The 11,330-nt window shown below is 55.1% G+C and carries 9 protein-coding genes; 8 read left to right on the forward strand and 1 reads right to left on the reverse strand.

The window, feature by feature from the left end; genetic code table 11:
• The first annotated feature begins 3 nt into the window (after window positions 1-3).
• From R8G34_03855 to R8G34_03890, 8 genes are all read left to right on the forward strand, one after another.
• Window positions 4-666, forward strand: a complete 663-nt coding sequence (locus tag R8G34_03855; GenBank protein ID MDW3222007.1) for a GntR family transcriptional regulator — start codon at window positions 4-6, stop codon at window positions 664-666.
• A complete protein-coding gene (locus R8G34_03860) occupies window positions 659-2,122 on the forward strand; it encodes an aldo/keto reductase (protein ID MDW3222008.1) in 1,464 nt (487 codons plus the stop codon). The genes R8G34_03855 and R8G34_03860 overlap by 8 nt, the downstream gene beginning before the upstream one ends.
• A gap of 453 nt (window positions 2,123-2,575) precedes the next feature.
• Entirely contained in the window at window positions 2,576-3,238 is a 663-nt protein-coding gene (locus R8G34_03865) for a TetR/AcrR family transcriptional regulator (GenBank protein MDW3222009.1), read from the forward strand.
• A gap of 157 nt (window positions 3,239-3,395) precedes the next feature.
• Window positions 3,396-4,250: an ABC transporter ATP-binding protein gene (locus R8G34_03870; GenBank protein ID MDW3222010.1), complete on the forward strand. Its 855-nt coding sequence runs from the start codon at window positions 3,396-3,398 to the stop codon at window positions 4,248-4,250.
• Between the two features lie 9 nt (window positions 4,251-4,259).
• Entirely contained in the window at window positions 4,260-5,033 is a 774-nt protein-coding gene (locus R8G34_03875) for an ABC transporter permease (protein ID MDW3222011.1), read from the forward strand.
• Between the two features lie 42 nt (window positions 5,034-5,075).
• Window positions 5,076-6,101, forward strand: a complete 1,026-nt coding sequence (locus R8G34_03880; protein MDW3222012.1) for an ABC transporter substrate-binding protein — start codon at window positions 5,076-5,078, stop codon at window positions 6,099-6,101.
• A 65-nt stretch (window positions 6,102-6,166) separates the two neighbouring features.
• Window positions 6,167-7,630, forward strand: a complete 1,464-nt coding sequence (locus R8G34_03885) for an amidohydrolase family protein (GenBank protein MDW3222013.1) — start codon at window positions 6,167-6,169, stop codon at window positions 7,628-7,630.
• Window positions 7,631-8,137: 507 nt separating this feature from the next.
• The gene (locus R8G34_03890; GenBank protein ID MDW3222014.1) at window positions 8,138-9,079 is read left to right on the forward strand and encodes an aminotransferase class IV; all 942 of its coding nucleotides are present in this window, start codon (window positions 8,138-8,140) and stop codon (window positions 9,077-9,079) included.
• 544 nt (window positions 9,080-9,623) lie between these two features.
• Here the strand turns inward: R8G34_03890 and cysG are convergent.
• Window positions 9,624-11,018, reverse strand: a complete 1,395-nt coding sequence (gene cysG, locus R8G34_03895; protein MDW3222015.1) for a siroheme synthase CysG — start codon at window positions 11,016-11,018, stop codon at window positions 9,624-9,626.
• Window positions 11,019-11,330 lie beyond the last annotated feature (312 nt).

An 11,330-nucleotide genomic window follows, 5' to 3' on the forward strand; every position in this document is an offset into this window, starting at 1 on the left:
GGTATGACGCAGACACGGCTGGCACCGATCGACCAATCAAAATTGCGAGAAACGGTCTATGACGCCCTAAAACAAGCGTTTACCCGCGGCGCTTTTGCGCCCGGTGATGTGATGTCCTTGCGCGATCTGGCGCAGCAACTCACGGTTTCAATGACCCCTGTGCGCGAAGCGGTCCGCCGATTGGTGGCCGAGGGCGCACTCATCGATACGCCCAGCCGTACCCTTATGGTGCCGGCCTTTGATGAACGGCGCATGCATGATCTCAAGAGCGCGAGGCTTGCGCTGGAACTTCTGGCGCTGGAACAGTCCATGGCCCATATGGATGACGAAACCATTCTGGCACTGGAAGCCTGCCTGACTTCGGCGGGAAACACACCTGACCTGGATGCGAACTATCGCTTTCACTTCACACTATATCAGTGTGGTGGTTCAGAAATCCTGTTACCGATGATAGAAGCCCTCTGGATGCAATACGGCGCGTATTTAAACCTGATCATGCGTCAAGAGACCATCGAAACAATCGAACAGCACACGTACCATTTCGAAATCCTGTCCGCGTTGAAGTCGGGCGACCAAACCTCTGCGCGTGATGCCCTGACACGGGATATCGAACGCAGTTTCGGCCTGCTTCAACCCGAGATCAACAAAGGCTCCCGCCATGACTGACACCGCTCGCCGCCCACCTCGCATTCAACTGGGTGATTTGGATATTGCCCGCACGCTGGTCGGGCTCTGGCAGGTCGCGGATATCGAGAAAGACGGCGCGACAATTGATCCTGAAACAGGTGCTGATCATTTGGCGGCATATGCGAAGGCCGGGTTTGATACATTCGATATGGCCGATCACTATGGCAGCGCTGAAATCATCACCGGACATTTATTGTCGCGGTATCAGGACCAGCGCCCACTGGCATTCACCAAATGGTGCCCAGCGCCGGGCCCGATGACGGCGGATGTGGTGCGTCGCGGCGTTCAGGACAGGCTGGATCGGTTGCAGGTCGACAAGATTGATCTCTTGCAATTTCACTGGTGGAGTTTTCAGCATCCCGCTTGGCTGGATGCTTTGCATGAATTGAATCAATTGCGCCAAGAAGGCCTGATTAGTGAATTAGGCGTTACCAATTTCGACGCGGCGCACCTGCGTTTGGCGCTCGCCGATGGTGTGCCGCTGGTCTCGAACCAGGTTTCGTTTTCACTGGTAGATCGACGTGCCAGCGGAGCGCTATCAAAGCTTTGCATGGACACCGGTGTAAGGCTTTTCGCCTATGGCACTTTGTGCGGCGGCTTTTTATCCGAAAAGTGGCTTGATGCGCCGGATCCCGCCACCATAGACGATATGTCAAAACGAAAATACCGCCGCTTTATTGACGCAACGGGCGGTTGGGACGCCTTTCAAGGAATTTTGCAAGCCGCGGATCAGATCGCCCGAAAACACAAAGTCTCGATATCAAATGTCGCAAGCCAGTGGGTGCTGGATCATCCCAGCGTCGCGGCCACGATCATCGGCGCGCGTTTGGGCGAAAACAGACATAGCGACGACAATGCAAACCTGTTTTCCTTCGAGATAGACGGTGAGGATCACGCGCGCCTCAAAGATGCCTTTACTGGGTCCAAGGATGTTCCGGGCGATTGCGGCGATGAATACCGCACCCCCCCCTTCCTGACCGCCACCGGCGATTTGTCGGACCATCTTGATGCGATACCTTTGGTACACAACAGCCAAACCGCCATCCGGGAAGGCGACACCTGCGTTTTGTCAGGCTCGGAATGGGAAGATATTGCGGGGTATGCGCGCGCGCAAAAGATCGGTAACCGCGTTTTGGTGTCGGGCACTACAGCAACGGCCGGGACGGACAGGATGGTCGCCCCAAAAGATGCGGGCGCTCAGACCACCTATGTGCTCGACAAGATACTCGCGGCTCTTCAAGCGCTGGGTGCCAAGGCGGAACATGTGGTGCGCACGCGCATCTACATCACGGATGAGGCAGACGTGCTGGCCATCTCGCACGCCCATGGTCGGGTGTTCGGGCACATCAAACCGGCCAATACTCTGGTCGTCGTGGCGGGATTGATTGGGGGATACAAGGTCGAAATCGAAGCGGAAGCCATATTGCCCGGGTGATGGACCCCGGCCCGATACGCGAACAAACTGCGGGCATGTTTTGCGTGTTGAAATTCAGAAAACCACGAGGCCTTTTGGAACCTAGCTTACTCGATGTTTGGTTTTTTGCCATCGCCGCCCGGCAGTTTTCAGACCGGGCATGCGCATCACGCCTGTCACACAGATGACGCCTTCCAATTGATGCACGCCATGATCTGAACCCCGAAAGTCCGCGCCAATGCTTCATCGAAACTGTTTCCACGGGCAGTCTCAACGAGAGCGCCCGTTAATGCGTGAGTTTCCACCCAAACCGGCGCCTTCATTCCGCGCAGAGGCAAGCTGGCGTTGACGACGTCCGTCAAAAAAAAAGTACGGATGGAGATAACCGCTGCCGTAACTGCACCCGCGTGCACACCTGCCTCAACAGCTGTTCTTCCAGCTTGACACCGACAGGGCGGATGGTAGCGCTACAGCATGGGAAATGTATCCGCCGCCCGAAGCTCAGTCCGATCGCGTGACCCGGAGCGTACAAAAAGTGAAATCCTGAAATCTGCTTTGGGCGAGTTTGCGGCAAACGGATATGACGGCGCAAAAATTCAGCAAATTGCAAACAATGCTGGCTGCAATCCAAGGCTGATTTACCACTATTACGACAACAAAGAATGCCTCTATCTTGCTGTGCTTCGCCATATCTATGCAGAGATTCGCGAACGCGAAAATGAGCTTCAGCTCGAGGCGCTTACCCCGCAGCAGGCAATCGAACGGCTGGTGGAACTCACCTTCGATTTCTTTGAAAGTAACACAAACTTTCTGTCGATCACTCGCAGCGAAAATCTTCTGGGCGGCCGTTTCATTGCGCAGATGCCCGAGATTCAAAAGATGTCAGAACCGTTTCTGAGCAAGATTTCCGGCGTGCTGGCGCGCGGAAGGTCCTTGGGTGTGTTTCGCGACGGCATTGACCCTCTTCAACTCTATGTCAGCATTGTTGCTTTGAGCGCCCATCACATCAATGCCAATCACACGTTGTCGGCCACATTCGGACTCGATTTGTCCGAAGAAAACTGGCGGCACGAACGGCGGCTCCACGTCATCAACATGATCGTCAGCACGGTAAGCATCGCCGACCCGAAGCGATAGGAAACGTCTTATCGCAAGGTTTGTATACTTTCGCATATGCGGACTAACTGCCCATATCGCCAAAAAACTGCCTGAATAAAGGGCATTCGCCGTTTAATTCAATTTTGATTTACTTGCGCACTTTCTGCGGCGCGCATGCCTGTCAGTAGTGAGCGTCATGAACGTATCGCTCACCGATCCCGACCTTATTGTCCCGCAGGCAACCCCTACGGACGTCCATTCCCGACCGGCTCTGGAGCTTCAGGAAGCCTCCGTTGTTTTTGGATCCGGAGAGGCATCGGTTACAGCACTTGCACCCACTTCGCTCAAAATGGAACGCGGTGATTTTCTTGCGCTGGTCGGCCCGTCAGGCTGTGGCAAATCCACCATTCTGAAGCTGGTGAGCAACTTGATCAAACCGAGCACAGGGTTGGTGCTGGTCGGGGGAAAAGAGGCCAGTGCCAAGGCATTGCGCATCGGGATGGCATTTCAGAACCCGACCATGCTGCCATGGCTCACCATTGAACAAAACATCATGATGCCGCTCAAGATTGTAGCGCCCTTCAAGCATACCTACCGGCAAGACAAAAAAGGCGCATTCCGGGACCGTGTTCATGCGCTACTGGCGCAGGTTGGTTTGAAAGACTTTGCAAATCACTATCCATGGCAACTGTCCGGCGGCATGCTACAGCGCTCAAATCTGTGCCGGGCACTGGTGCATGAACCTGATCTGTTGCTTTTGGACGAACCCTTTGGCGCCCTTGATCAATTCACCCGTGAAGAACTCTGGCAAACCATGCAGGACCTCTACCTGGATCGCAAACCCACGGTGTTACTGGTGACACATGATCTGCGAGAAGCGGGGTATCTGGCGAACCGAATTTGCGTAATGAGCGCGCGCCCCGGACGGATCATATCAGACAAGCCGGTGGATATCCCGCAGCCCCGAGACATCAGCATGATCTACAGCCCCGAATTTGTCGAAATGACCCAAGGCCTGCGCGAACTGATCGCACAGGTGCGCAGCACATAAGGCCGCCTGATGACCGAAGCCCAACGTATCCGCACCCTGTCAACGTCCCTGATCATCGGGTTCTTCCTGATGTGGGAAATCCTGTGCCTCCTGCTCAATGTTTCTGATCTCATACTGCCACGGCCGTCTGAGATCCTGGTGACAATGTGGACCCGATTCCCGGTGCTGTGGCCGCATATTCTCCAAACGCTCTATTCGACCCTTACGGGATTTACGCTTGGCGTCATGATCGGCGTGGCGCTCGGCGTGATCGTCGGCACCTCAAAAGTTGGGTATGCCGTGGCCTATCCGCTGCTTGTTGGGTTTTCATCCATCCCAAAAGTCGCCGTGGTACCAATCTTTGTGCTGTGGTTTGGTTCCGGGACGACCCCCGCAATTCTGACCGCCATGGTTATTTGCGTATTCCCGATTGTGGTCAACATAGCCACCGGTCTTGCAACAACAGAACCCGAACTGGAGGACGTGCTGAAAACGCTCGGCGCATCCAAAACCGAAATTCTGTGGAATGTCGGCCTGCCGCGCACAATGCCTTATTTTTTTGCCTCTCTCAAAGTCGCCATCACGCTGTCTTTTGTCGGCGCAGTTTTGTCGGAGACGGTGGCTTCAAACAAAGGCATTGGCAACGTAATGATGACGGCTTCGTCCAATTTTCAGGTCTCCCTGGTTTTCGCCGGACTGATCATTCTCGCGCTGATGGGCGTAGCGCTTTACGCCGTGTTCTCCTGGCTTGAAAGCCGTGTGACCGGCTGGGCGACCCGCGGCAATGACCTTGCTGTCACTTGAGTTTCTTACGTTTCTCCTCATCCAATCAAAAAGGACCCTCTCATGAAAAAGACATTGTTCGGTGCCGCTTTTACCTTGTTGGCGGGCACCGTGCCGGCATTGGCAGAAATGACAGACATTCGATTTACACTGGGCTGGAAAACCCAAGGGTCTGATGCGCCCTTCCTCCTGGCTTTGCACAAAGGTTATTTCGAGGACGAAGGCCTCAACGTGACAATTGATCAGGGCGAAGGTTCTGCTGCAACTGTCACGCGGATCATGGGCGGGGCCTATGACGCAGGTTTTGGTGATATCAATGCGATCATTCAAAACGCGGCCGCCCGACCCGGTGAAGCTCCGGTCATGGTCTATCAACTCTGGAATCGGCCTCCCTTCGCCATTGTAACGCCAAAGACGGCCGGCATCGAATCCCCGGCTGACTTTGAGGGCAAGACCCTTGGTGGTGCGCAGGGCACGCCAACCACCCGTTTGTTCCCGGTGTTTGCAGAATTGAACGGTGTAGATCTGGGCAAGGTGGCACAGGAAAACATGGCGCCGAACCTGCAGGAACCCATGATGATCCGAGGGGACATTGATGGTGCGTTTGTTTTCACATCCACAAGCTGGTTCAATCTGATTGCCAACCGTCAGGATCCTGCGAAGGATTTCAACTGGTTCAATTTTGAGGACTTCGGCATGGATCTTTATTCCAATGGCATGATGGTATCGCGCAGCCTGATGGCGGAAAATCCAGAAGCGGTGGCTGGTCTCGTACGCGCGGTCAACAAGGCGACGATGGAAGTTGCGGCCAATCAGGACAGCTCGGTGGAAGCCATTATGGCCTTTGACAATCTGGTTGATCCCGAGCTGGAGCGGGCGCGACTTGAGTTTGCGTTGACGAACCTGATGAACGCACCGGAAGTAACAGAGATTGGCATGGGTGATCTCGTGGATGAGCGGCTGACCCGCTCCATTGGGATCGTGGCCAAGGGGTATGGGCTTGATCGCCTGCCCGAAGCTTCCGAGATTTTCGACCGCTCTTTTCTGCCACCGGCAGATGCGCGCGCCTTCGACGTCACACTCAACTAAAACCTGGCCCTGCGCCTCGCATTCATGATCGAGGCGCAGGATCTTTGTCTGAGGATCACGGACAGATGAACAAAACACTGATCCATGGTGGAAACGTCCTTGTCGACAACGATGCTTTCAGCGAGGTTTCTCTGCTCGTTGAAGGCGGCAAAATCACCGCCATTCTGCCGGCCACTAAATCCATCGACGATGCGAAACCGCTGGATGCCACGGGTCGTCTCATCATACCGGGCCTGGTTAACGCCCATACCCATTCTCACGGTGCCTTGGCGAGAGGCGGCGTGCCGGATGATGCAAATCTTGAGACCTTCCTGTCAGGTTCGGCCTGGTTGAACCTCAATCGCACCGAAGACGATCTTGCGCTATGTGCCCAGCTTTCAGCGGTTGAATTGATCCGCAAGGGCTGCACCGCCTGTTTTGATCTTTTCATTGAACTGCCGGGGCCGACCGTGGGCGGCACGCACGCCGTCGCTCAGGCTTACGCAGACGTTGGCATACGTGCTGTTGTGGCACCGATGATTGCGGATCAGACGATTTATCAAGCCCTCCCCGGCCTGATCGATCACTTTGACCGCCCCTTGAAAGACGCGGTGGCGGCTCTGGCGCTTCCCGACTGGGACGCCACGATGGCAGTATGTAACGAAGCTTTGCGTCATTGGCCCGTGCCCTACGATCGCGTTCGGCCCGGCATTGGACCGACAATACCGCTGCATTGCTCTGATGCACTTTTGCGGTCCTGTGCTGCGCTGTCAGAAGATATGGGTCTGCCCTTGCAAACGCATCTGGCTGAAACCCGCCTGCAAACCGTGATGGCGCATCGCAAGTTTGGTACATCCCTGACGCAACATCTCGATACACTCGGCGTTCTGTCGTCCCGGTTCAGCGGCGCACATGGCGTCTGGCTTTCGGATGCGGAAATGGGTCTGCTCGCCGAAAACCACTCTGGCATATCCCACAATCCCATGAGTAACCTGCGTTTGGGATCGGGGGTCGCGCCGCTGCGCAAACTCAGCGGTGCCGGCGTGCAGATGGGCATTGGCACGGACGCCAGCAACACCTCCGATGGGCAGAATATGTTCGAAGCCACGCGCCTCGCCGCCACTTTGAGCCGTGTGCAGACATCAGACAGTACCCAGTGGGTGCGCAGCTGCGAAGCTTTTGACATGGCAACGCGGGGCAGCGCCCGACTTCTGGGCTTCGACATGCTTGGAAAAATTGCCGAAGGTTGGGACGCCGATCTTGTCTTTCTGGATCAGTCCTATTGTCACTACACACCACAGCGCGCGACACTGGATCAGATCGTAATGGCTGAAAATGGCGCTGCAGTCCGTGAGGTCATGATCGCCGGCCAAATGGTGTTTGCGCAAAATCGCATTCTGACACTTGATGAAACATCGCTGCGTGATCGCGCGATCATTTCCGCTGAGCGTATCACGCACGCAAATCAAACGGCGCGCGTGATGAATGCTGCCACCGCTGAAGTGGTCAAGGGCTTTTGCCATGCCCATTGCGAGACAAACAGACATTGAAGACAGAGACGCCTGTAAAGGCTTGATCATCGCAGCACTGCTTCCATGGCGATTTCTCACCCATAGACTGCGACCCAGTTCGTAAGGCTGAGGCCAATTTGGCTTTCCGATGCGACGGGAACTTGCTGTTCATTCCGTCGCGTTTTTCCTTTCCGTGGTTACTTTATCTACTATCGTTCCCGTGCCGTGTTTTGAAACAATCCACGGCGCGCTGAGGTGTTTCGTATTTTTGGATGATGCCGACGCACCGGACACAGGACTTTATGATGAAGCGCTTGAAAGCATGAAACAGCTTGCACTAGAAAGTAAGAGCACGTCGACCGTCGCCCAGATATTGTGTTTGCAGCGACGGGTGTCGATTAAACGTTGTTCCGCACCGAATGTTCGATCCTTAAACTTTGGGCGTTTTCCGAGGTTTTGACATATTCCACGCAAACCAGAACGAAATACTTCCAACACGGGCGCGAACCTTTCCGTCTTCCCGAACTACAGATTGAGTGAATACCGATGAATGCCAGGACAGACAAAGCAGTTACCACCCATGATGCCGACGAAGATGCACGCAACCGCGACATCAAGATTTACGTAAACGGCGATATCGTGCATCGCGACGATGCCAAGGTTTCAGTCTATGACAGCGGGTTCATGCTGGGTGATGGAATGTGGGAAGGCATGCGTCTCTACAATGGTGTCTGGGCGTTTTTTGACGAACACATGGATCGGTTTTTCAATTCCTGCAAAGCCGTCTCGCTGGACGTGGGATTGGACAAGGCCGGGATCCTGGACGCGCTGACGCGCACAGCCGCCGCAAATGACATGCATACAGACGTGCATTGCCGCCTGATGCTGACCCGCGGCGTGAAGGTAAAGCCCTTCCAACACCCCTCCCTGTCCCGCTCCGGTCCAACGCTGGTCATCATCATGGAGCATTCCAAACCGACTGAGGCGTTGCACAAGAAGGGCATACGTCTGGCCACCGTACCGCAAGTGCGTGGCCTGCCGATGGCACAGGATGCAAAATACAACAGCCACTCCAAACTCAACTGTGTGATTGCCTGTTTGCAAGCCGAACAAGCGGGCGCAGATGAGGGTTTGATGCTGGATCCACATGGATTTGTGAACACCACCAATGCCTGCAACTTCTTCATCGTAAGGCGAGGTGCTGTTTGGACCTCCACCGGCGATTACTGCATGAACGGTGTAACCCGGCAAAAGGTGATTGATCTGTGTCACGCAAATGACATTCCCGTCTTTGAGAAAAACTTCTCGCTTTATGAAGCCTACGGTGCTGACGAGGCATTTTTGACCGGGACTTTCGGGGCGCAAACCCCAGTAGCAGAAATCGACGGCAAACCTATAGGCACCGGGGACCAACCTGTGATGACCCGCGTGCAAGCACTCTACAAGGATATGATCCTGACCGAGGTCGCGCGTTTGAAAAACATGTGAATAGGCGCAACCAATGTCAGACAGATGCACCCGCTGCAGGGTTGTGCCGTCATCTTAGGCAAAAGAGTCCTTGTGGTTGGCCGGTTGGCCGCCGGGATACGGCTGGGCGAGACGGAACACACCATACCTTTGTGCACCCACCCGGGACCACGGCCAAGCCATTCGTAAAACCACGGACATCAAACTGATCATCGAGAGGCCCTAAATTGGGCTACTTGGACGCTCGTTGCCACGTGGGCATTTAATCAGCTCGTTTCTTTGCACGTTATGTTCGACCACTAGATTTTCAGAGAGTGCCGGGACCAAAGAAGCCCAGCAGCGCTGCTTAATCTTTCAGAGCACAATCTGAAACCGGGGTTCATCATCTAAGACGCAGGAATGATGGCTTTGAGCGTCAAACAAAATAGCGCAGGTCATCTGTCTGATCTCCTTGGACTTCTTCTGTATGCGATATCTCTTACCGACCTGTATCATTGAAACATGGCGATAACTGGTGAACGCCGCTTTCGGACCAGAAAAATCGCAGATCCTATGTCTTTGCTGACTATGGCGAATAGGCGATTTGACGGGCCGACGCATGTTGCACCGCGCGGATTGGCCAAGTCAGAAACAGAATACCCGGATTTGCAATCGCGTTGCTTTGGACCGTCTCAACCAGTGTTCTTGGACAGCATTTTGCAACAATCTGGTCGCTTTGCTGAGCGCGTGAGACGATGTCGATTGAAACACACTGCGCCAGATCAGCGTCGATCAACGCTTTTGCGATTTCAGGTGCCGCGCCGATACCCATATAGATGGCGACGCGCGTCCCCGGCCTCAGAATGTTCATCCAATCAAGTGTTTTTCCCTCTATCGCTGAGTGCCCGGTCGCGAGGACAAGCGTGTCACAGGTCCCGCGCTCAGTCAGAAAGCCACCAAGGGCGGCGGATGCGGCACTGGCGGCCGTTACGCCGGGCACAACCTCAAAGACAATTCCAGCAGCAGACAGCGCGTCTGCTTCTTCAGCGCCGCGTGCGAAAATACCCGGATCACCACATTTAAGGCGTACGACGCGCTTGCCTTGACGGGCAGCGGCGACAAGAACGGCGGAAATCCTTTCCTGCGGCCAGTGATGGCACCCGGGCGATTTCCCGACATAAACGCGTTCGGCGTCACGGCGTGCCAGTTCGAGGATTTCAGGATCAACCAAACGGTCGTAGTAAACAACATCTGCCTCCTGCAGACGCTGTACACCACGCAATGTGATCAGATCCTTGCATCCCGGTCCGGCACCGACAAGCGCAACGGACCCTGTATTTCCATTCGTGAAACTAGCAGTTTCAATGGCGCGTTTGATCAGTTGAGCCGCTTCGCGTTCACCACCACGCGCGTGGGTGTGCCGAGGTGTTCCGGAAAAAACCCAGCGCCACAGATCGCGTCTGTCACGCGGCCCTAGCCGGGCGCTGGCACTTTCACGCAGTCTCCCCGCCAGTGCCGCGAGTTCACCAAGTCGGGGTTCGAGTATTTCTTCCATTTTTGTTTTGATTTGACGGCCAAGAACAGGAGCGGTGCCTTCGGTTCCGATGGCAACAACAACCGGCGAGCGATCAACGATTGACGGTGTCAGCGCATCACATAAATGCGGCTGATCGACAACGTTCACCGTTGCGCCCACCGCTTTGGCCAGTATCTGCAGACTGGCGTCCGCTGCGGGACATCCCGTGGCAATAAACACCAGGGCCGTATTCGCGAAATCTGACGGCTCAATCCGGTCAGATTTCCAACTGATCCGGCCTTCTGTGTGCAGAGAGGCTAACTCAGGATCTAGTGACATCGCAAACACCGTGATATCCGCCGAGGTTTTGAGGATCAGCCGGCATTTTTGTGCCGCTTGTTCGCCCCCTCCCGCGATGACGACACGTCGACCTTGCATCTGCAAGAACATTGGAAATGTATTCACTGAGGTCTCCTTGTCCCGCGACCCAGATCGCGCCCGCACGCGCACCCTCGGGGTGTCGCACGGATTGCCATGCCGGTTTCGCCGGTTTGGCGAAGCCATGCCATCGTCTTCTCAATGATCGCAGCTTTTGCAATACCTGCTCCTGCCACCCCTCTGGACAAGCCGATGAGGCTAGCCTCAGCGAGGCGTCGGGCGCTGGTAATTTTTGCAAAACTCAACTTCTTGTGGACTACGCCCCGTTTCATTTGACCCCACGCGCCACACAAGATGTATCGATCTCGATCTGACAGAATCGAAACCCACCCGCATTGC

It is taken from the genome of Paracoccaceae bacterium (assembly GCA_033344815.1).
GTDB lineage: Bacteria > Pseudomonadota > Alphaproteobacteria > Rhodobacterales > Rhodobacteraceae > Roseobacter.